Source organism: Pedobacter miscanthi (genome assembly GCF_003315595.1).
In the GTDB taxonomy this organism is placed as follows: domain Bacteria; phylum Bacteroidota; class Bacteroidia; order Sphingobacteriales; family Sphingobacteriaceae; genus Pedobacter; species Pedobacter miscanthi.
In genome coordinates this window covers 93,975-118,219 of the sequence record NZ_QNQU01000023.1, presented here as the reverse complement: position 1 = coordinate 118,219, position 24,245 = coordinate 93,975, and the positions used below count along the sequence as shown (strand labels likewise).

General features: G+C 41.7%; 14 protein-coding genes and 1 tRNA gene. 12 read left to right on the top strand and 3 right to left on the bottom strand.

All coding sequences use genetic code 11. The features are described 5' to 3' along the window. Positions 1 to 4,708: Ig-like domain-containing protein (locus DRW42_RS22550; RefSeq protein WP_113951128.1), on the top strand; the 4,708-nt coding region annotated here is incomplete at its 5' end. Positions 4,709 to 5,138: 430 nt separating this feature from the next. Here the strand turns inward: DRW42_RS22550 and DRW42_RS22545 are convergent. Both DRW42_RS22545 and DRW42_RS22540 read right to left on the bottom strand, forming a co-directional pair. After that, positions 5,139 to 6,869, bottom strand: coding sequence for a RagB/SusD family nutrient uptake outer membrane protein (locus DRW42_RS22545; protein ID WP_113951127.1), 1,731 nt, complete (start codon positions 6,867 to 6,869; stop codon positions 5,139 to 5,141). Between the two features lie 11 nt (positions 6,870 to 6,880). Further along, a complete protein-coding gene (locus tag DRW42_RS22540; RefSeq protein ID WP_113951126.1) occupies positions 6,881 to 9,868 on the bottom strand; it encodes a SusC/RagA family TonB-linked outer membrane protein in 2,988 nt (995 codons plus the stop codon). Between the two features lie 737 nt (positions 9,869 to 10,605). On the opposite strand from DRW42_RS22540, the gene DRW42_RS22535 reads away from it, so the two are divergent. The 3 genes from DRW42_RS22535 to DRW42_RS22525 all read left to right on the top strand — a co-directional run bounded on the left by DRW42_RS22535 (position 10,606) and on the right by DRW42_RS22525 (position 13,521). Then, complete coding sequence (locus DRW42_RS22535; protein ID WP_113951125.1) at positions 10,606 to 12,219, top strand: DUF6377 domain-containing protein; 1,614 nt, start codon at positions 10,606 to 10,608, stop codon at positions 12,217 to 12,219. A gap of 198 nt (positions 12,220 to 12,417) precedes the next feature. After that, a complete protein-coding gene (locus tag DRW42_RS22530; RefSeq protein ID WP_113951124.1) occupies positions 12,418 to 12,798 on the top strand; it encodes a hypothetical protein in 381 nt (126 codons plus the stop codon). A gap of 24 nt (positions 12,799 to 12,822) precedes the next feature. Further along, on the top strand, positions 12,823 to 13,521 hold the full coding sequence (locus DRW42_RS22525; protein WP_113951136.1) for a DUF1826 domain-containing protein: 699 nt from the start codon (positions 12,823 to 12,825) through the stop codon (positions 13,519 to 13,521). Between the two features lie 37 nt (positions 13,522 to 13,558). Here the strand turns inward: DRW42_RS22525 and DRW42_RS22520 are convergent, their stop codons facing one another. Beyond that, positions 13,559 to 14,089, bottom strand: coding sequence for an NAD(P)H-dependent oxidoreductase (locus DRW42_RS22520; RefSeq protein ID WP_113951123.1), 531 nt, complete (start codon positions 14,087 to 14,089; stop codon positions 13,559 to 13,561). Between the two features lie 96 nt (positions 14,090 to 14,185). Here DRW42_RS22520 and DRW42_RS22515 point away from each other — a divergent pair, with 96 nt between their 5' ends. The 8 genes from DRW42_RS22515 (at position 14,186) to DRW42_RS22480 (ending at position 23,729) form a co-directional block, all read left to right on the top strand. Further along, the gene (locus DRW42_RS22515) at positions 14,186 to 14,542 is read left to right on the top strand and encodes a winged helix-turn-helix transcriptional regulator (RefSeq protein ID WP_113951122.1); all 357 of its coding nucleotides are present in this window, start codon (positions 14,186 to 14,188) and stop codon (positions 14,540 to 14,542) included. 79 nt (positions 14,543 to 14,621) lie between these two features. Beyond that, positions 14,622 to 14,695 (top strand) — tRNA-Pro (locus DRW42_RS22510). Between the two features lie 352 nt (positions 14,696 to 15,047). After that, positions 15,048 to 15,227 (top strand): histone H1, encoded by a 180-nt coding sequence (locus tag DRW42_RS22505; RefSeq protein WP_113951121.1) that lies wholly within the window; start codon positions 15,048 to 15,050, stop codon positions 15,225 to 15,227. A 448-nt stretch (positions 15,228 to 15,675) separates the two neighbouring features. Then, positions 15,676 to 16,563, top strand: a complete 888-nt coding sequence (locus DRW42_RS22500; protein ID WP_113951120.1) for a cation diffusion facilitator family transporter — start codon at positions 15,676 to 15,678, stop codon at positions 16,561 to 16,563. A gap of 78 nt (positions 16,564 to 16,641) precedes the next feature. Then, positions 16,642 to 17,022, top strand: a complete 381-nt coding sequence (locus tag DRW42_RS22495) for a hypothetical protein (RefSeq protein WP_113951119.1) — start codon at positions 16,642 to 16,644, stop codon at positions 17,020 to 17,022. 81 nt (positions 17,023 to 17,103) lie between these two features. Next, entirely contained in the window at positions 17,104 to 21,465 is a 4,362-nt protein-coding gene (locus DRW42_RS22490) for a CusA/CzcA family heavy metal efflux RND transporter (RefSeq protein ID WP_113951118.1), read from the top strand. Between the two features lie 7 nt (positions 21,466 to 21,472). Then, complete coding sequence (locus tag DRW42_RS22485) at positions 21,473 to 22,612, top strand: efflux RND transporter periplasmic adaptor subunit (protein ID WP_113951117.1); 1,140 nt, start codon at positions 21,473 to 21,475, stop codon at positions 22,610 to 22,612. Positions 22,613 to 23,117: 505 nt separating this feature from the next. Next, on the top strand, positions 23,118 to 23,729 hold the full coding sequence (locus DRW42_RS22480; RefSeq protein ID WP_113951116.1) for a hypothetical protein: 612 nt from the start codon (positions 23,118 to 23,120) through the stop codon (positions 23,727 to 23,729). The last annotated feature ends 516 nt before the right edge of the window (positions 23,730 to 24,245 follow it).

Genomic DNA, 24,245 nt, shown 5'->3' with positions numbered 1-24,245 from the left:
CTACGCGGTAACAACTGCTCCGGCACATGGTACTGTGGTCATTAATCCTGATGGCACTTATACCTATACACCAGAGGCAAACTACAATGGTAATGATACTTTTATTGTAACCGTAAGCGATGGTAAAGGTGGTACTTCAACGGTAACCATTCCTGTAACGATTACTCCGATAAATGATGCACCTGTGGCAAGCGCTCCGGCCATAACCACCAGCGAAGATACCCCGGTTAACGGCACCATCACCGCATCAGATATTGATGGCGATGCGCTTAGCTACGCGGTAACAACTGCTCCGACACATGGTACCGTGGTCATTAATACTGATGGCACTTATATCTATACACCAGAAGCAGACTATAATGGTAATGATACTTTTACTATAACTATAAGCGATGGCAAAGGTGGTACTTCAACGGTAACCATTCCTGTAACGATTACTCCGATAAATGATGCACCTGTGGCAAGCGCTCCGGCCATTACCACTAATGAAGATACTCCGGTTAACGGCACTGTTAACGCAAGTGATGCAGACGGCGATCCACTTACTTTCACTGTAAGCACGCCATCTGCACATGGTACAGTGGTCATTAATACTGATGGCACTTATACCTATACACCGGAGGCAAATTATAGTGGCGATGATGCCTTCACAGTAACCGTAAGCGATGGTAAAGGCGGTTCTGCAATTGTAACCATTCCGGTAAAAGTGACTCCGGTAAACGATGCACCTGTGGCAAGCGCTCCGGCCATTACCACCAGCGAAGATACCCCGTTTAAGGGCAGTATCACCGCAAGTGATGCAGACGGTGATGCACTTACCTATGCGGCAACAACAACTCCGGCACACGGCACAGTGATTATCAATACTGATGGCACTTATACTTACACACCAGAGGCAAACTATAATGGTAATGATACTTTTACTGTAACTATAAGCGATGGCAAAGGTGGTACTTCAACGGTAACCATTCCGGTAACCATTGCGCCGGTAAATGATGCGCCAATTGCAACTTCTCCGGCCATTTCCACCAGCGAAGATACTCCGGTTAACGGCACTGTTACCGCAAGTGATGCAGACGGCGATCCACTTACTTTCGCTGTAAGTACGCCACATGCACATGGCACAGTGGTCATCAATGCTAATGGCACTTATACTTTTACACCAGAGCCAAATTATAGTGGTAATGATACTTTTACCGTAACCGTGAGTGATGGCAAGGGTGGTACAGCAACGGTAACCATTCCGGTAAAAGTGACTCCGGTAAACGATGCACCTTTGGCAAGCGCTCCGGCCATTATCACAAGCGAAGATACCCCGGTTAACAGCACCATCACCGCATCAGATATTGATGGCGATGCGCTTACATACGCGGTAACAACAACTCCTGCACGTGGTACTGTGGTCATTAATGCTGATGGCACTTATACCTATACACCAGAGCCAAACTATAATGGTAATGATACTTTTACCGTAACCATAAGCGATGGCAAAGGCGGTACCGCAACGGTAACTATTCCGGTAACAATTACCCCGGTAAATGATGCACCTGTTGCAAGCGCTCCGGCCATTACCACCAGCGAAGATACCCCGGTTAACGGTAATATTACCGCATCAGATGTTGATGGTGATGCGCTTAGCTACGCGGTAACAACTGCTCCGGCACATGGTACCGTGGTTATCAATCCTGATGGTACTTATACTTACACACCAGAGGCAAATTATAGTGGCGATGATGCTTTCACCGTAACCGTAAGCGATGGTAAAGGCGGTTCTGCAATTGTAACCATTCCGGTAACCATTATCCCGGTAAACGATGTGCCTGTTGCAAGCGCTTCAGCCATTACCACCAGTGAAGATAATCCGGTTAATGGTAGTATCACCGCAAGCGATACAGACGGCGATCCACTTACTTACACTTTAAGCACGCCACCTGCACATGGCACAGTGATTATCAACCCTGATGGTACTTATACCTATACACCAGAGCCAAACTATAATGGCGATGATACTTTTACCGTAACCGTAAGTGATGTCAAAGGCGGTACCGCAACGGTAACCATTCCGATAAAAGTGACTCCGGTAAACGATGCACCTGTGGCAAGCGCTCCGGCCATTACCACCAGCGAAGATACTCCGGTTAACGGCAGTATCACCGCATCAGATGTTGACGGCGATTCACTTACTTTCACGGTAAGCACGCCACCTGCGTACGGTACTGTGGTTATCAACCCTGATGGTACTTATACCTACACACCAGAGGCAAATTATAGTGGCGATGATACTTTCACCGTAACCGTGAGTGATGGCAAGGGTGGTACCGTAACGGTAACCATTCCGGTAACCATTGCGCCGGTAAATGATGCGCCAATTGCAACTTCTCCGGCCATTTCAACCAGCGAGGATACCCCGGTAAACGGCACTATCACCGCATCAGATATTGATGGCGATGCGCTTAGCTATGCGGTAACAACAGCCCCGGCTCATGGTAACGTGGTTATCAATCCTGATGGCACTTATACCTATACACCAGATGCAAATTATAGTGGCGATGATGCTTTCACTGTAACTATAAGTGATGGCAAAGGTGGTACCGCAACGGTAACCATTCCGGTAACCATTACCCCGGTAAACGATGTGCCTGTTGCAAGCGCTCCAGCCATTACCACCAGTGAAGATAATCCGGTTAATGGTAGTATCACCGCAAGCGATACAGACGGCGATCCACTTACTTACACTTTAAGCACGCCACCAGCACATGGCACTGTGGTTATCAACCCTGATGGTACTTATACTTACACACCAGAGGCAAATTATAGTGGCGATGATACTTTTACTGTAACCATAAGTGATGGTAAAAGCGGTACCGCAACGGTAACTATTCCTGTAAGTGTAAAACCATTGAATGATGCTCCTGTAGCACCGGCTCCAGCCATTACCACTAACGAAGATACCCCGGTTAATGGTACTATTACAGCAAGCGATGCAGATGGTGATGCGCTTACCTATGTAATCGCAATAGCTCCGGTACATGGTACCGTGGTTATTAATCCTGATGGTACTTACACCTATACACCAGAACCAAATTATTACGGAGAGGATATTTTTACTGTGACCGTAAGCGATGGAAAGGGTGGTAGCACATTGGTAACTGTTCCGGTTAAGGTGATTCCGGTAAATGATGTGCCAGTTGCAACAGCTCCGGCTATTACTACTCCACAGAATACTCCGGTTAGCAGCAAAATAACGGCAAGTGACGTAGATGGCGATCCGTTTACCTTCTCAGTAACTACGCCGCCGGCACATGGAACAGTCATGGTTAACGCCGATGGTACTTATACTTATACGCCGTCAACAGGTTATGTAGGTAACGATAAATTCACTGTAACCATAAATGATGGTCAGGGTGGTACCACAACGGTAACCATTCCGGTAGAGGTAACGTTGATCGCTGCGCCAGCCATGAGCTTAACTAAGGTAGCAACCAACAGCGTAAGCAAAATGGGGGATGTGATCAATTACAATATCATCGTAACCAATACAGGCAACGTAACTTTAACAAATGTTGCAGTAACTGATGTTGGTGCAGATGCCGGATCAATCACTCCGGGATTGATAGCCAGTTTATCACCAGGTACAAGCCTAACCGTAACGGCGAAACACACGGTTACCTTAACAGAGGTAAATAATGGTTCTTTCACTAACCAGGCAGCTGCAACCGCGCAAACGCCAGACGGTAGCACCATTAGCAAACAATCTGATGATCCTGGTACACCTGCTGTTGGTGATGCAACGGTAACGGTTATTGCTCCTGTATCTGCCATTACATTGGTTAAAACGGCTACGGTAAATACAGATGGAAACAAAATTACCTATAACTTTACGGTTAAAAACACAGGTGATGTAACCTTGCATATCATCACATTGGTTGATGCAAAACTTGGTTTGAATAAGGTAATCCCGGGAACATTGCCACCGGGTGAAACAGTAACTGAAAGTTATGTTTACCAAATCACGCAGGCTGATAAGGATCATGGTAGCGTAACCAATACGGCGAAGATTACCGGACAAACACCGGCAAACGTATCGGTAAGTGATATCTCAGGTACTTCAGCGGATAATGATTTACCAACAGTTACCACTTTCCCTAAATCGCCACGTGCGGTTGATGATGTGGGCGGTACTGTAGCCAATAAACCTGTTGTAATTAACGTTTTAGGGAATGATGATCCGGGCAACTCTACGCCAAACAAGCTAACAGTCGAAATTGTAAGTCCGCCTAAACACGGTACTGTAAAAGTAAATGCAGATGGTTCGATAGTTTATACTCCAGATCCGGGTTATGTGGGTGAGGATGTATTTACATACCGACTAAAAGACGCTTTTGGATATTACACCAATGTAGCCTCTGTTACCTTAACTGCTAGCTTCACAGGTATTACCATTCCTAACTTGTTTACACCTAACGGCGATGGTATCAACGATACTTTTGAAATCATTGGTTTAAACCAGTACGAGAGCAACGAGCTGCAGATTGTAAACAGATGGGGTAATGAAGTATTCCACACTAAAGGTTACCAAAATAACTGGACAGGCGAGGGATTAAATGAAGGCACTTATTATTATTTACTGCGTGTTAAAAAGGCAAATAGCAGCGAGTTCGAAGTGTACAAAGGGTACATTACATTAATAAGGGCGTTTAAAAAGTAAGATAAACAGCATTGTCCGGCCTGGCTTTTAAAGTCAGGCCGGATTAGATGCTAACAGTGGAAATGAATATCACTTCACATCCATTATCGTTGGCAGGCTGGAAAGTAAAGCTATGGTTTCGACAAACGATCGTTGGAGAGCTTGAATAACAGATTGGTTATTTAATAGACCCCTTAATGTTAGAACTGTAATATTCTATAATAATCGTCCATCTTTCGATCATTAAGGTAATGGGCTTAATGAGTCTTAAATTCTGTTAATGGATTTAATTATATTTCTGATTATCAATTGTTTATGAAGGTGTTTCAGTCGAAATATCTGCTGGTAAATTAATGCACTCAATAATGGCCACTAATAGAAAGGGGGCTTCCGCTTTAACGGAAACACCCCTAACTAAACCAAACTTAACTTATGTGTGTTTATGGTGTTGCTAATATCCTGGGTTTTGTTTCAATTTTGGATTTGCATTGAGGATCTCCCTGCCTAAAGGAAATATCTCTGTGTGCTTATCGGCATCAGGTTTCTTATCCCACCAGGTTCCACTGCTAAAAACACCCCAGCGGATTAAGTCCGTTCTGCGGCGGTTTTCTCCGATAAATTCGCGACCCCATTCATCCAGCATTTCCTGGTCGGTGAGCTGAATGCCTGAAGCGTTGTACAAGCTTGTTGAGCCGGCAGGATAATTACGTTGTCTTACCTGATTGAGGTAATTGGCCGCTCCGACTTTATCACCCGCACGGTACCGGCACTCAGCTATGGTGTAATATACTTCGGAGAGACGGATCTCTGCATAAGCCGATGTAATACGGTTTGGATCGGGCGTTGGATAAACAGGATACTTTACCAAAAATACACCCGAATTGTGGTCGGCATGGTTCATGTTCGATTCTTTATCGGCAATCCTTTTTCCCGGTTTTGTATCGAGAAACATACCTACCTGATCGCGGATAAATAAGGCATAAGGACCTTTGTTTCCCCTAACGGTATCGGGTTTTGCAACACCATTCACCGTAGCTGTATAAGGTAAATAACCATAAAGGAACATTCCCTCACGCTTGCTGTCGCCAAGGTTTTTATATTTTTTCAGGCGAACGTCATCAGGATATTTCTGGAATTTTACAAAAGGCTTTCCCAGTGTATGGGTATACTCTACACTGTCAACATCCCGTCCGGGCTGAAGGGCATATCTGGGGTTCGATTTGCCGAAATCGGTAAAGCCGCAGTAAAGTGTGGCAGCATCATAAGTCATTCCCCAGAAAAACATGCCGCTATCATATTGCCAGTGTGTTCTTGCCAGCGTACCCGGAAATCCGTAAATCACCTCCGAGTTCAATGATTTATTGGTATAGTCGAATGGAGCATCCCATCGGGTATCCAGCGCATAAGCACCATATTTTCCACTGATAATGTCGGCGCAAACGGCTTCACAGTCAGTGTAGCGCTCAGTACCCACATATACCTTTGCATTGAGGTAAAGCCTGCTCAGCAATGTTGCAGCTGCCGCTTTCGTCCACCTGCCTATACCATTAGCTCCCAGTTGTTCACGAGTGGGCAGAAATGGAATGGCTGCTTTCAACTCCGATTCTATGTAGTTAAAGGTTTCCTGGGGTGTGGACTGCACACCGCCCTGTGTCGAATTTTTAACATCGGTTACAATTTCAATATTCCGGTAAAAATCAAATGCACGCAGGTAGAACCAGGCCCTCAGGGTACGGAGTTCTGCCTTAAAATCGTTGAGCTCTGCCGGAGTAACATTCAGCTTAGTGGGGTCGGCAATGCTCTCCATATCTTGAAGCGAATTGGTGGAGAGTACGATACCCTGATAAAAATTTCTCCAGGCACCATTCGTAAAGCCATCCTGAGGGGTCCAGGTATGGTAATGCATACGCTGGTAGTAACCGCCATCCTGCCAGTCGCCCTGACGGTTATAAGTACCCATTTCGTCCGTACAGTCTTCGCCAACCGCGTAAACGTCGTTTCCCTGGATACTCCAGTAGGCATGTTCGAAGGGACGCAGGAAATCCCTGATTACATCATCCCTGCGGGTAAGAAAATTAGCCGCATCAACCTGGTCATACACCTGTTCGTCTAGTTTTGTACATCCAGCAGCCATCATCATACATAACAGAATGCTGCAGATAAATAATTTATAATTTTTCATTTCTTCCTATTTTAAAATGTTACCTGTAAACCAAGGATCAGCTGAAGTGTTGATGGATAATAGTTTAGCGACGTATTTACCCCCGGAGTTAGCCCGTTTACCTGTACCAGATCCGGATCGCCGCCGGTGAATGAAGTAAAAGTGTGCAGGTTTCTTCCTGCCGCATAAATCCTGAGCGAATTCAGGTATTTGGTTTTAAGTGGTTGCCTGTAACCAAGGGATACATTATCGATTTTTAAAAATGAGCCGTTTTCAAGGAAATAATCCGATGCAATTGAGGTGGTTGCCGTACTTTTCAGAAGCGAATATTTGCTACTGCTGTTGTATGCCGACTTTAACACGTTGGCATCGCTCTGGCTTGATGGAGTGCCGATGTAAAAGGCTGAGGTGTTGAAAATTTTGTAACCAAAGGTACCCCTAAAGAAAATGCCCAGGTCGAAACGTTTATACCTGAAAGTGTTACCCAGTGAGGTAATAAACTTTGGTAAGCCATTTCCCACAAATTGTTTATCGTCGTTTGAGGCAAGATTAGCCTGAACAATTGAACCGTCTTTTTTATATACCAGTAGTGCCCCAGCATCGTTCACACCTGCCGAGCGGAGGGTATAGAACTCGCCAATACTGTGTCCTTCCTGTATCCGCTGGATGTTACCTGGCGATCCGGGGGCGGGAAGGCCAGCCACCTCCTGAAAATTGCCCCCCTGGTAAATCTCATTGGAGAAAGAGATAAATTTATTACGATTATAAGCAAAAGCAAGATTAATGCTATAGCTAAAATCATCACCTTTAACAACATCGCCACTTAGTGCAAGTTCTACACCATAGTTTTTCATCGTACCTACGTTTGCAAAAGTTGTAGATTGGGTGTTAGGTGGAACCGGAACATTGTAAGAGCCCAACAGGTCTTTATTTGTTCTGATGTAATAATCAAGTGATCCGCTAATACGGCTGTTTAGGATAGAGAAATCAAGCCCTGCATTAAAATTGACTGATTTTTCCCAGCTCAGATCCGGATTAACATTTGAAGAAGGCCCGTAAACCTGGTAGTACTGGCCGTTGTAAGGGAAATATCCGGCACCACCATATAACAGAAGTGACTTGTAATTATCAAAATCCTGGTTTCCGGTTATCCCGTAATCAGCCCTGATTTTAAGTTCGTTTACCCATGGCAGCTTTTCTTTGATAAAAGGTTCTTCTGATAAGCGCCAGGCTGCGGATACCGCGGGGAAATTTCCCCATTTATTGTTGGCTCCAAATTTTGATGAGCCCTCCCTGCGTAAACTGGCTGTAAGGATGTAACGGTTATTGAAATCGTAATTCAGCCTGCCGAAAAAAGAGATCAGCGTTGAGCCGTTTTGTGTTGATCCAACGGCAGACTGGCCCTGACCGGCAGCACCGCCGTTATAAAGCCCCGATCCCAGGTTGTTCCACAAATAGGTATCGAAAGGAAAATCATAATTCTGGGCTGATACCTGTTTATAGTTATATAGCGAATACGAATAACCACCCAAAACCTTTAAATGGTTCCGGCCAAGATCAAGCGCATAATTTCCGGTCCACTCAATATTCTTTTGGTCGTTTTCCTGCAATTCCTGTTTGGCAAAATTTGTTTGCGTTACCTTGTTTGCCTGTACGATAGATGAAAGGGTAGAAGGAGAGAAATCCAGCTTTTTGAATGAACGGTAGATTTCCGATATCGTTACTGTTGTACTCAGTTTCGGGAGGATATTCATTTTTAGCGAACCATTCAGATCCAGTTCTTTTATTTCGCCCTGCGATTTGATCAGGTTTGCATTCTCCACTGGATTGTTGGAAAAGAAGCCGGTATTGATATAACTGTATTTTCCTGCATCATTAAAAATCGGGTAAGTTGGATTCAGTGTGAGCGCATTATTAAAGTTTCCCTGATCGGCATTGTCTGTCTTCATCATCCTTGGTGCGGCCGTAATTGAGGCTACAAACAGGTTATTATCGGTTACATGGTTGATGGTAAGCCTGCCGCCATATTCCCTTTTGTGTGCACGCAGGTCAATCCCGTCAGCATCGCGGTAATCTCCCGATGCGAAGTAGTTGGTTTTGGCCGAGCCACCTGAGAACTGCAGCGTATGCTTTTGGGCAAAGGCAGGAGAATTGGTTACCTCATCCAGCCAGTTTGTCCGTGCTTTATAATCTTGCCCCTGTTTATTCTGCACACGGTTTGTTATAAACTCATCTGCCGATAGGTTTTCTAGTTGGTTGGTGAGGTAATCAAAACTGGCGTAGCCATCGTAAAACATCCTGGATTGGGAAGATCCCTTCTTTGTGGTGATAATAATTACCCCATTGCTTCCCCTTGTTCCATAAATTGCAGATGCCGCGCCACCTTTTAGTACATCAATACTTTCTATATCGTTCTGATTGATATTGTCGATATTGCCACCCGGTACGCCATTAATGACATATAATGGGCCTAAGCCGGCATTACGTGAAGAAACGCCTCGCAACTGGATGTTTGGGCTTGAATTCGGATCTGCGTTAGCAGTATTGGTGATGTTAAGACCAGGCACCTTACCCTGTAGCGACATTAATGGGTTATTTGCAGCAACCGGAAGCAGATCTTTCGCAGAAATATGTGTGATGGCACTCGAAATTTCGCGTTTATCGAGTGTTCCGTACCCCACACTCACCACCACCACTTCATCAAGGTTATTTGAAGCAGGCGAAAGCTTCAAATTTATGGTGTTATCAGCTGTAACCGTAACGGTTTTGGAGCTATAACCAATAAAAGAAAATGTAATGCTTTTTGTGCCCGAAGGAATGGTGATGGAATAAATTCCTTTTGCATTTGTTGTTGCAGTTGATGATTTGCCATTATCTGTGATATTTACCCCGGGAAGCGGAGCGCCATCGGTGATATCGGTTACCGTTCCGGATAGGGTACGGGTTTGTGCATTTGCCGAAAATGCGAGGATACACAAAAATGAGCACGAACTCAGCAACAGTAAAAATTTCCTGTACATGTAATCAAGTGTTAAATAAGTTTTGGTTAGTTTAGTTTTTTGATTGTGATTAACTAGGCAGATGGTATCCAAAGCATTGATATTGTAGAATTGGGCAGATAAGTCGACTTATTTTGCAAAACCAGCGCTCAATTTCAGCCTGCCGGATACTAGGGTGGTTTGGTTTTTCTCATAGTGATGTTTGCTCCATCAGTCTTTTCAATTGGTGATTTGAATGGCTAAAAGGATTTAGTTTTAGGCATTAACTTCCACCTATATAGAAGAAAAATGAAATTGCTATTTGGTTAAAAATATTGCTTTTGGTTTCCTGTAAGCAGGAGTTCCAAACGAGAGACCTAAATTATCGATTGATGGTAGTTGAAATCCATGCCTGAAGCCCTGTCTATAGAAAATATAAAAAAAAACCTATATCATAAATCCTAATACCTTGTTTATGAGTTTGTTGTGTATTTTATATCTCTGAAAAATATAATTTTTTATAATGCTGGGGCGTGTTCTTAAGATTAAAAATGAAGCAGTTTTTATGAAATCTAGGAGATTTTGCGGGATCCGTTTATCTTGGATGAACAGCTTTCGACCTGATTTGGCTGCATCTTAAAATCTTTATCAACCATAAGCTAAAAGAGATCGTTTGCCAACCCTATTGGTTTATACGTTAAAATATCAGGCTAATTTGATTTTTGAGGGATATGGAAATATAAATTATTATAATTTTGAATGTTAGCCAGTCTCACAAAATGAAATTTTTTATACTAAATATATTCCTGTTAATTTTCTCCTTTAGTGCATATCCTGTTCAAAAGAATAATGGGGTGCTCGATCGGTTAAAGACGGAAATTGCTAAAAAAGATGGTTATGATAAGGTAAAGCTATCCAGGATCCGGCAGCTGAGGTCAGATATAAGCCACAGGCCGGATCATCTTTTCGATACCTACATGAAACTTTTTGACGAATATGAATATTACAAATTTGATTCGGCATATTTTTATGGAAGAAAAATCCTGGAGCTGAGTTTGACAGGCAAAAATGAGATAAGGGTAAACATAAGTAAAGTAAAAATCGCCTCATTACTGCTGCATGCCGGCATGTTTAAAGAAACCTTTGATTACCTGGACGAAATTAATGTATCGAGGCTGGATAAAAGTTATAAGTACGATTATTATTGCCTTAAATCAGGTGCCTATTCAAACCTGGCAATCTATAATGATGATGTCAATTTTACCAGAACCTATAACCAAACAGCCATAAAGTACCTGGATTCTGCCATCGCACAGTGCGAACCAGGTTCCTTCGATTATCGCTTTACCAGAGGAAATCGTCAGGTTGTTGCAGGCCAAACCGATCAGCCCCCCAGAGATTTTATCGAACTTTTAAAACATTACAAATTATCGCAGCATCAGCGGGCGAGACTGTTAACGGGACTGGCGGCTTTTTACCAGCGCGATAACCAGAACAGGTTAAGGGTATGGCTACTTGCAGAATCGGCTATAAGCGATATCCGTTCTTCAACAAAAGAAACACTGGCTACACTGCTTCTAGCCGAAGATATTTTCAAACATGGCGATCTTGATAATGCCTACCTTTTTATTCAGCAATCAAGAGATGATGCCGGTTTCTACGGCAACCGTTTGCGTAAGCTTAAAATCGAATCGATACTTCCCGACATTGCAACCCAGGTAAATATGGCTACCCAACGGGAAAAAAATAAGTTTCTGACCTATTTTCTGTCAATTTCGCTCCTGGCGGTGGTGGTATCGCTTACCTCATTTATGATTTTTTTCCAGTTAAGGAGGTTAAAAGTAAAAGAACAGATTATACAGCAGAAAAACAAGGAATTGAAAGATATCAATCGCCAGCTTTCGGAGATTAACGATAAGCTGCGCGAATATGCTACTGTAAACGAAAGGTATATCGGTTACTTTTTCGATGTAGTTTCGGGTTACATACTTAAACTTGACAGGTTGAAAAAAAATGTAGAACGGAAGGTGCTGGCCAAACGTTTTGGCGAAATTTTACCCGATCTGAAAGACATTGATATTAAAAAGGAACGTGAAACCTTGTTCCATACCTTTGACCGTATTTTTGTGAGCATATTTCCCAATTTTGTAGAAGAATTCAATTCTTTGCTGGGAAAAGAAGATCAGATATGGCCCAAATCGCCAGAGCTGCTCAATACTGATCTGCGGATATTTGCTCTCATTAGGCTTGGTATAACTGATGTAGAAGCGATTGCGACTATTCTCGAATATTCGATAAACACCGTTTATGTATATAAAATGCGGATAAAAGCCAAATCGCTTGTCTCGGGTGAAGAATTCGACCGAACCATTATGTCGGTAAAAGCAGTTTAGGGAAAACAACAAATATTTAGTTTCATCATTGTTTCAAATTTTAAACGGCTGGCCGATTGGTTTTCCACCGTTTAAGAAGTTGTTAAGCTATCCGTAATTACAAAGCTACTTACATTAGCTTAATTTGCGTTTGCAGAGCAAGACAGATTTGCTTTGCACTCCGAAAAATATTAGACTATTTTTGTGAAAAAGACAAAGATGAAAAAAATTGTACTTGCTTTTCTTTTATTGATGGGCGGACTTTCAGTACAGGCACAAACCTACCAACCGGTTACCAGTAAAAATAAAACTTATCTGGAAACGGTTAAGGGGCTTTCGTATACCTATAAAAACGGAATAATTACGCTTAAAAATAACGGAAAATACAACCTTGGTACGGTAAGCATTATTGCCTCATCCAAAACTGATGCCGATTTATTTGGGATTGCGCTGTTTGAGGATGGGCTGGAAAAGGGACAAACAGTACAAGCCACCGTTTATTTTACCACTGGGAAGGATAATCATGAGATTCCCTTAAAAACCATAGATCAGAATAGTTTAATATTTTCCTTTGATAAAGCGGTAAGGGCTGTAAATTAATTGCAAAATGGTTCATGTTACATTATGGATATAAGAATTTCTGACAACGACCAGATCGCAGTGGTTTCTACTTTTTCTGAACTTATAAATACAGATTTTCAGGGTGATAAAAATGCAGTTTGCTGGTTCAGGAACCTGGCGGGCGATTTTGCAGAAATTGTTTCCAAGCTTCAATTAAAAGAAGATTTGACAGAAATTTCTATGGATGACCTCCGTGCACTGCAACTATCAGATGAAGGTAATGCAGCCAGGGAAATTATACTAAGTGATTTTCAATTGCTGGCTGATTCCGGCGCATCGCCTTCGCTTAATTTACTTAAAAATTACCAGCGGGATGAGGAACTCGGTTTTATTTCAACAGATGTATATTCTTTTCATGTAGACCGTTCGCCAATCGGTACCGAGACTTTTTTATGTACCTATCACGGTGCTGCCAGTGAAATCATAGCCAATAAACAGGTTGAACAAAAGATCCTGATCCCCGAGATACGGCAAAAACTTAAAGATTTGCATGAGGGTACTGAAGCAGATTTTGAAGCCTTTTTAACAGAACATTATTTTGATCTGCATTACCAGGCCAAACCTGATGCAAGCCCGGTGAACCTGGGAGTGGGCCATTTGTGGAGACTTGCAGTAGATCATCCCGGAAAACAATCATTACCTTGTGTACACAGGGCACCTATCGAAAAGGATGGGGAGTATAGATTGCTTCTGATCTGCTGAACAAACAGCTTTAGTCTCTCGTGCTTATTATCATCTGCTACAGGTTTTTTAGAAATTCCAGGTATAACGGAACACTTTTTTCGATCCACTCTTCCGAAGAATTAAATTCAATCCCATAATAAGCGAAAAAAGGTCTGTAGTCGGCTTTAACATATTCAAATGAAAGTTCAAACGGGCGTAGAAGCTCACTCAATGGATACTTATATAATCCTTGGCTTCCCATTTCCTGTTCGTCAACGCCTAGTGAAATAGCCAGGGCAATCTTTTTACCTGCTAATTTATATCCGCTTTTGCTGCCATAAGCCCATCCATGGGTTAAAACCTCGTCCATCCATTTTTTTAACATAGCGGGAGAATTAAACCAGTAATAGGGGAACTGGAATACAATTTTATCATATTGTTCTACCAGCTTCTGCTCTGCAGCCACATTTATTTTTTCATCCGGATAGGCCTCGTACAATTGATGGATATGAAACTGTTCAAGAGATTTTTGAAGCTCCGTAACCCATCTTTTATTTACAACTGAGTTTTTCATATCGGGATGGGTAACTATAATTAATGTTTTCATATTTTCAGTTTTAAAATGACCTTACAAAATTAATGCAGGTTACATAAATTCTTTACATTAGCAACCAAATGTAGGGTACTATAAAAAATGTAAGTAATGTCTAAAATCAAAGAAACCTCTACCAATTTTGCCAATAAACAGGCTTTGGCTGATGAATGCCCGGAAGTGTATGCCGCTAATATTATCGGCGGACAATGGTCTATCGTAATCTGCTCCTGGTTAATAAACGGTAAACTCCGTTTCGGCGAGTTAAAAAAACTGATTCCCAATATCACCGAAAGAATGCTGACCCTGCAGTTGCGCAAACTGGAAGAAAATAAAATCATCAAAAGAACTGTTTACGCAGAGGTGCCCCCCAGGGTAGAATACGAATTAACGGAAATTGGCTATGACTTAAAACCTATTATTAAAATGCTCGAAAACTGGGGCGAAAAACACAAGGCACTGCGCTAGGAAATATTGCCCTAAGTCAAATTTTTCTTGCATTTTTTCTAGCTGATATTATCTTTGCAATAACAATTATTCTTCAAATCGGGATGTAGCGTAGCCAGGTATCGCGCCAGCATGGGGTGCTGGAGGTCGGAAGTTCGAATCTTCTCATCCCGACTGAAAATATTTATTTCTCTTCGTAAAAATATTTCATTCGGCATCTTGCTGCCTATTTTGCTTAATACAAGTTGGTAGCACTCATAGCCCGGGTAAAAAACCTAATTAAAAACGGCTTAAAAAGCAGACAACAATTTGTAGCAGCGGTATTTAAATTCTGCAGAAACTGCGAAGTAGCAGTTTAGTTACCTGTCAGAATAGTAGATTTTTAATAAAAAAGGGTAAAAATGCCTTTCTTTTGCATCTGAATGTTGTTTTTTAATAGAAATGTTTAGTTTTGCGGCCCGTGATTTGCTTACGGAAAGAAAACAAGTATAACCTGGATCGTAAAAGATCCCAATTAAAAACAATTATGGACAAATTCAAACAAGTACAGGAAGTGATTGCTTCAGTTGAAGCTGATGTAGCTAAATTTTATGATGGTGGTAACGCTGCAGCAGGTACACGTGTACGTAAAGCAATGCAAGACTTAAAAGTATTGGCTCAGGAAATCAGAGCTGAGGTTACTGAAAAGAAAAACACTGCAAAATAATTAAACCGCTTTTTAGCGTATAAGAGCTCCTGGCCAATGTCAGGGGCTTTTTTGTTTCCAGGGATTCTTTGCAGAAAAACACTGGCATACTCCATACATCAAACTGTAAGGGTTAGTGTGTCCAGAAAATACTTTTATCATTGTTAACCTGCTGAACGCTTAATACTTAAAACCTGTAAATTAAAAATACCAGCGAAGAATTTTGTACGCTCATTAAGAATATTTTTTTTGACTAATGTCAATTACAATCACTACTTAAAATGGACTAATATTAAACGATAGTATTAATTTTGTTGCACATGAATTTGATGGTCTATCCGATCATGTAAGTAGGATTTGTTTAACTTGTGATGACTTTAAGCAAAGGAAAAGGCGAGCATGTAAATGTTTGCCTTTTTTTGTGCCTGATGCATGCACCAGCGCTTTATAATTTATACTTTTGCACCCTATGGCGGAAGCAACAAATGAGCAAATAGCAATAAAAGCAACATATTTCAGTATCATCGGCAATACATCATTGGCGTTGATTAAAGGAGCTGCTGGTATTTTCGGAAATTCTTACGCCCTTATTGCCGATGCCATAGAATCAACGGCCGATATTTTTTCTTCTGTCCTGGTACTTTTTGGTATCAAATATGCAAACCGACCGGCTGATGAAAACCATCCTTATGGTCATGGCCGGGCCGAACCGCTCATTACTTTTTTGGTTGTAGGTTTTTTAATTACATCTGCAACCATTATTGCTTACGAGAGCATTAAAAATATCGAAACCCCGCACAGTTTGCCCAAACCCTTTACTTTGTTCATTCTGGGTGCCATTATTATCTGGAAAGAAATATCCTTTCGTCTGGTGATGAAAAGGAGTAAAGAAACCAATAGCTCTTCTTTAAAAGCAGATGCCTGGCACCACAGGAGCGATGCCATTACTTCAGTTGCGGCTTTTATTGGTATTTCTGTAGCACTGATTATGGGTAAAGGTTACGAATCTGCCGATGATTGGTCGGCTTTATTTGCTGCTGGTTTTATCCTGTACAATTGTTACCATATTTTCAGGCCTGCATTGGGCGAAATCATGGACGAAAATATGTATGAGGATATTATTGAAGAGATCAGAAAAGTTGCTGCAACTGTGCAGGGCATTTCGGGTACCGAAAAATGTTTTATCCGTAAATCGGGAATGAAATACCATGTTGATCTGCATGCGCTGGTTGATGGCAGTCTTTCGGTAAGGGCCGGACACGAACTGGCACATAAACTGCAGGATACATTACACCATGATATTCCGGAACTGGGCAATATTTTGATCCATATAGAGCCTGTCGGACACCATCATTAAGGTGTTTTGGTTTTAAAGGTAACAGATATGATAAATTAATTGCTTGCCTGCAAAGTCCCCTTGGCTTATATTTGCAGCGTGAACAAAGTTGTTATCTTCCTGCTGTTCCCCATCATTGTTTTTAACGCTTCCATACGCGAAGTGATAAAGGTACCCCAACTTATTTCACATTTTATCCAGCACCATCAAATCGATTCGCAGATCAGTTTTATTGATTTTCTGGAAATGCATTATCTGGGGCACGACCTGAATGATAACGACGACGAAGAAGATATGAAACTGCCATTTAAAAAGATAGATGGCCATCATGTTATCTCCAATGCTGTACCTGCTGAAAAATTTATTCTTTTAAAGGCTGCCTGTTTAAATCTTTTGCCTGTAAGCACTTTTAATCACCAGCCAGTATATAATAATCCTACTTTCGGAAGTCTCTTCAGGCCACCAATCGCATCAGTGTAAATTCTACCTATTTCCTGTTTTTTCGGGCGAAGTGTGTATGCTTCCCTGAATATGATGTCGATCCATTTAAAATAATTTATTATGCTGAATAAGATTATCGGCTTTTCCGTTCGGAATAAGCTGATCATTGCCTTGTTTGTGCTTTCCCTTGTGGGATGGGGCGCATACGAGGTAACTAAACTCCCTATTGATGCCTTGCCTGACATTACGGATAACCAGGTACAGGTAATTACGGTTTCGCCTTCATTAGGTGCACCAGATATCGAACGTTTAATTACTTTTCCGATAGAGCAGGCCTGTAGCAGTATTTCTGGTTTAAAACAGATCAGAAGTTTTTCCCGTTTCGGACTATCGCTCGTTACCATCGTTTTTAATGAAGAAACAGATGTTTACTGGGCCAGGCAACAGATAGCCGAAAGGCTGCAGCAGGTGCAGCAGGAAATTCCACAGGGCATCGGTTCGCCGGCAATGGCCCCTGTTTCTACCGGTTTGGGTGAGGTTTACCAGTACGTTGTCCGCCCCAAAAAAGGATATGAAGGTAAATATGATGAACAAGCGCTTCGTACCTTACAGGATTGGATTGTTAGGAGGCAGCTTTTGGGTACCCCCGGTGTAGCCGAAGTATCAAGCTTTGGTGGTCGCCTTAAACAATACGAGGTTGCCGTTAAACAAGATCAGCTTAAAGCCTACGGACTTACTATTGCTGAAATTTTTGATGCCTTAGAAAAAAATAACGAAAATACCGGTGGGGCCTATATCGAAAAAGGTCCAACAGTTTTATACATCCGCAGTGAAGGTTTAACCACCAGTTTAAGTGATATTGAAAAAATTGTGGTTAAAACGCTGGATAATGGCATGCCTGTGTTAATGGGCCAGGTTGCCAAAATACAATATGGTTCGGCCATCCGTTATGGCGCCATGACCTATAATGCACAGGGCGAGGTTGCCGGAGCGGTGGTGATGATGCTTAAAGGCGAAAATTCGTCTGTGGTGGTAAAGCGGGTTAAAGATAAAATTGCCGCTATACAGAAAATGCTGCCGGAGGGGGTAGTGGTTGAGCCCTTTCTCGACCGGACTAAAATGGTTGATAACGCCATTAGTACTGTAGAAACCAATTTAATGGAAGGTGCACTGATCGTAATTTTTGTATTGGTTTTCTTCCTGGGTAATTTACGTGCAGGTTTTATTGTATCGTCGGTTATCCCTTTATCGATGCTCTTCGCCATTATCCTGATGAATAAATTTGGGGTGGGTGGAAACCTGATGTCGTTAGGGGCGATAGATTTCGGATTAATTGTAGATGGATCTGTGATAGTAGTTGAAGCGATTTTACACCGTTTTTCGCACAGTAAACATTTCAGGTCGCTTAACCGCATCAATCAGACTCAGATGGATACTGAAGTAGAAAAGTCAACCGGTTCGATGATCAAATCCGCAGTATTTAGCCAGATTATCATCCTGATTGTGTACCTGCCTATCCTCTCGCTGCAAGGTATTGAAGGCAAAATGTTCAAACCCATGGCCTGGACAATCGCATTTGCCATTTTAGGAGCATTTATCCTTTCCATTACCTATGTACCTATGATGTCGGCCCTGTGCCTCAATAAAACCATCAGTCATAAGAAAAACCTTACCGATAAGCTGATGACCTGGTTGGAGCGCAGGTATCAACCGATTTTAAATAAGGTGCTTAACTTCCCCAAAACAATTTTGCTGGTTACCATTTCGCTTTTTGGCCTTTCTGTACTCATTATGGGTACACTTGGTGGCGAATTTATTCCCCAGCTGGAAGAAGGCGATTTCGCGGTAGAAACCAGGTTGTTAACCGGTAGCAACCTGAACAATACCATCGAAACCACACAGAAAGCTTCAAAAATACTATTGGATAAATTTCCTGAGGTGCAAAAAATCGTAACCAAAATAGGCAGTGCCGAAATACCTACCGATCCGATGCCTTTTGAAGCAGGAGATATGATGGTAATTTTGAAACCGAAAAAGGAGTGGACTTCTGCAAAATCTTTCCCCGAGTTGAGCGCTAAAATGACCAGGGCCGTAGAAGTAATCCCTGGTATTACTGTAGGTTTTCAATTTCCGGTGCAAATGCGTTTTAATGAACTGATGACGGGCGCCAGGCAGGACGTAGTATGTAAAATATTCGGCGAAGACCTCGATTCGCTTTCTGGATATGCTAAACGCCTGGGCAGCATTATCGGTAGTGTTAAAGGTGCTATTAATGTGTATGAGGAGCAGGTAACCGGAATGCCACAGGTTGTAATTAAATACAACAGGGATGGGATGGCTAAGTATGGCATTAACGTGGGTGATGTAAACCGCGTGGTAAATACTGCATTCGCCGGTCAGATTGCCGGACAGGTTTATGAGGGCGAAAAGCGTTTTGATATGGTGGTGCGTTTGGATGAGGCTGCCCGAAAAAATATCAGAGATGTAGAAAACCTGATGGTGCTTACCAAATCAGGGAACCAGATCCCTTTAAGTACCGTGGCCAGTATAGAAGAAGTAGAAGGCGTAAACCAGATCCAGCGTGAAGATACCAAACGCCGGATTATTGTTGGTTTTAACGTTAAAGACCGCGATGTACAATCGATTGTTGAAGAACTGCAGCAAAAAGCAGGTAAGCAGTTAAACCTTTCTAAAGGTTACACTATATCGTATGGAGGCTCATTTGAGAATATGACGGCTGCCAAATCGCGTTTGGCTATTGTAGTGCCTATTGCGCTACTTTTGATCTTTTTACTGCTTTATTTCGCTTTCAGTTCTGTAAAACAGGGTTTATTGATTTATACCGCCATTCCACTATCTGCCACGGGCGGAATATTTGCCCTTTGGATCAGGGATTTGCCTTTCAGTATATCTGCAGGGGTGGGGTTTATCGCATTGTTTGGCGTGGCAGTACTGAACGGTATTTTACTGGTTACCGAGTTTAACCGATTGAAAAAAGAAGGCTGGACAGATGTGAAACGTATTGTGATCCATGCCACCAAATCGAAACTCCGTGCAGTTTTAATGACCGCTTTGGTACCATCACTAGGTTTTATCCCGATGGCCATTAGTACAGGTGCCGGTGGTGCCGTTCAAAAGCCTTTGGCAACCGTGGTAATCGGCGGATTACTGGTTTCAACCATGTTAACTTTATTTGTTTTGCCCATGTTATACATTTTGTTCGAAAAAGGATTCGGTTATTTCAGGCCGAAAAGGATGGCGCTTGTTGCCGTGTTGATTTTATCCGCAACAATTGGTGCCGGTGCACAGGAACAGATCAGTTTAAAGGCAGCTATTGATACCGCTGTTAAAAATAATGTATCCTTAAAAGTGGCTCAAACAGAAGTGTTGTATTATAAAGAACTGGGCAAAAATACTTTTGATGTTCAAAAAACTGCTGTAACCTTCGATTATGGCAAGTTTAATAGTCTGGCCAACGATAATAAATTTTCGGTGGCACAGAGTTTTGATTTTCCGTCGGTTTATACCCGACAGTACAAAGTAAGCAGTACCAATGTACGCATTAGTGAAGCGCAGCTAGATAATAAACAACTTGAGTTAAAAACACAGGTTAAATCTGTTTATTATAATCTGCTCTTATTGAATGAAAAACGTAAGATCCTGATCTGGGCAAATAGTGTTTATAGTGCTTTCCTCGAAAAATCATCACAGCGGTTTAAATCCGGTGATTTAGATGTGCTCGAACTTCGCACTGCCGAAAACCAGAAACAACAGATTGCCAATCAGTTCGAAATGCTGCAGACTGATTACATACAACAACTGAACAGGTTTAAATTTCTGTTAAACAGTGATCGGCTGCTTATGCCTCAAACGGATAGTCCGGTATACGGTTTGAATACGATTTCCACGGATGAAATCAATAATAATCCTCTTCTAAAACTTAATCAGGCGCAGTTAACCTTGGCCGAACAGCAAAAGTCGCTCGAAAAGAGCAAATTGATGCCATCATTTATTTTTGGCTACAACAATTCAAGTATCATAGGCTGGCAAACCAATAGTATGGGCACCGAACAGTATTTCGATAAGAATAAAAGATTTTCTTCTTTTAGTGTCGGTATAGGGATCCCCATTTTCTTTGGCGCACAGCAATCGCGCATTAAAGCTTCAGGAATCGCCATACAGCAAAAAGCACAGGAACTGGAATTAACAAAAAAAACTTTAAATGCCGACCTTGAAAATGCCCTGCAGCGTTATGCACAACTAGATAAAGTATTAAAATCTTATCAAAAGGTATCGTTGGCAAACGCGGGAGACATCATCCGCACGGCTTCTGAAAAATTAAATGCCGGTGAAATCGCATACCTCGATTGGGTAATATTGATCAATCAATCCATACAGCTTAAAGCCGAATATTATGATAAAGTGCAGCAGTTTAATGAGGCTGCCTTTGAAATTGAAAAACTAACCGCAACAGATAAATAACATCCGAATGAAGCATAAATTAATAAGTGGGCTAATATTGATGGCTGTTTTAGCAGCCTGTAGCAGCTCCGATAAAAATGAGAAAGAAATTCCGGCCGAGAAAACAGTACAGGTAAATGCCGATGAGGTACAGTTAAGTGCCGCGCAGGTTAAAAATGCAGGTATCGTAGTTGGTCAACCCGAAACCAAAAGCATGCATAACACCATTAATGTAAATGGGGTAGTGGATGTACCACCAGAAAATACCTATTCAGTAAGTGTACCCATGGGAGGTTACATCAAAAAAATGATGCTCATCCCAGGCATGATGGTGAAAAAAGGTGCAGTATTGGCCATTGTAGAAGATCAGCAGTACATCCAGTTGCAACAGGATTATCTTACCGCAAAAAACAGGCTTAAATTTGCATCAGCTGATTACATCCGCCAAAAAGGTTTAAATCAGACGAAAGCCACCAGCGATAAGATTTTCCAACAGACCGAAAGTGATTTTAATAACCAGAAAGTTCTGGTTAAATCGCTGGCCGAAAAATTAAGGTTGATCGATATTAATCCTAATGTTTTAAATGAGGATAACATTAGCAGGAGTATCAGAATATACGCTCCCATTAGCGGTTATGTTACCAAGGTAAATACTAATGCCGGTAAGTATGTTAATTCATCTGATATCCTTTTCGAGCTAATTAGTCCGGGAGCATTACATGCCAACCTTACCATATTCGAAAAAGATGCGGTAAATCTGAAGGTTGGTCAAAAGATTGTTTGTAGCACTTCAGCCAACCCTGATAAAAAATACCTGGCAAAAATACACCTGATTACACCCAGTATCGAAGATGATCGTACCACGAGCGTACATTGCGATCTCGAAAATGCCGACAGCAAACTCTTGCCTGGAACTTTTTTAAATGCATCAATCGCTGTATCAAACGCATTGGTAGAAACAGCTCCTGAAGATGCCATTGTGAAGTGGGAAAATAAATATTATGTTTTTACCGATCTGGGTAACTACCACTATAAAATGATACCCGTAGAAACCGGTGCCAGCCTTGATGGATTTACAGAAATTAAAACAAAAAATAAGTTAGGTAGCATCGTAACCAAAAATGCTTACGCCATATTGATGAAAATGAAAAATAGTGGAGAGGAGTAAGTAAGTTATGGAATAAGTCGTCATTGCTAGGAGGCTTTTTCAGCCGACAAAGCAATTTTACAACGATCGCTACCATGCGTCCGCATTAAGATGCGTTCCCTTAAAGCGGGATAGACCGTACCTGCCAACTGGTCTTAGCGTCTCGCTAAGACCTTTTACCTATCGGTCGGCGTCACACCGACCGATATTCTAACATGGTCGAGAACCACGTAAATGCTCAGCGCAGTTAAATCTGCTTCGAGATAGATCTCTCCACTCCGCTATGCTTCGGTCGAGATGACGTTTTGTTCGTGTTGTCATACTGAGCGGAGTCGATGGATCTTTTGTCAAGTGGTCGGTGTTACACCGACTGAAATTCTAAATAATAATTAACCACAGATAAAAAGGATACACACGGATGGGGGAATTTTGTCCTCATCTGTGGTTTTCTGTGTCCATCTGTGGTTAAATCCTTAGGATATGGGTAATTTAGTTAAATTTAAACCCAATTTACTTCATCAGCTCCATGCTTCAAAACAGGGTAAATCCATCCGGCGAAATCATCAGAACACCACACCGTGGCCTGTGGCTGGGTAATCGTGGCGTATTGCATAACGAAAAACAGGAAATTATCCGTTCCTATAAAATTAAAGCCTGGATTACCTGCGTATTGGAATTCAGGGGAAGACATCGCGAGGTAATGCAACCCAACCGCTGGACAGAATTATTCTTTTTAGATGAAGCCACCGCATACGCTGCCGGTCACCGCCCTTGCTTTCAATGCCGTTACGAAGATCATCAGCGATTTAAAACCTATTGGCTTAAAGGTAATCCTGAATATCGATTTGATATGAAAACCCCGGTCTCTAAAATCGATGATATTCTCCACCAGGAAAGAGTTACGTCCAATAAAATCAAAGTTACCTGGCGGGAAAAATTAGCTGATCTTCCTGATGGTACTTTTGTGATTTACCAGGATCAAGCTTATTTACTAAAAGATACCCAACTACACTTCTGGACACCTGCAGGTTATGAAAAATCCATGCCATTACCCGATTTGGATAAGATTACGGTACTAACCCCAAAATCAGTTGTAAATATGTTCAGGGCTGGTTATGTGCCGCAAACAGGTATTTAAAATAACATCTTATCTTCAACTTTATCCGGTAGCTATCGAATCCGAATAGCGTTTTTGATGATCACTGTGTAAAATGTAGGTGAGTTAAAATCTCTAAGGGAAATGTGCAACTCAAATTTACTCTACCCCGAGGCGCTTGAGAAAGTTTAAGTTGTTACTATCCGTTTTCCATTTGACCATATAAGTATTGTAAGAACCATATAAGCTTATAAATCGTGTGTGGTAAAGATTTGATGATCAATAATTAAAGAGAGAGTAATTATTAAGGTGAAACGTGTATCGATTTTTCCGCAGTTTTAAAAAATAAAAATCGCATAAAAATTAAGTGATGAGGAAATCTTTTGGTTTAAGGTAAAATACAGCCCAAATGAATTTTATAATTCATTAAAACAGTGTTTGTTAATGTCGATTTTCATTCATCTTATTCTTTTTGATGAAATAATCCCTACTGGCGATACTTTTAAAATAGAAAGCGGGTATTGTCCATCATTATGATCTTATCATCTATCGGATTCT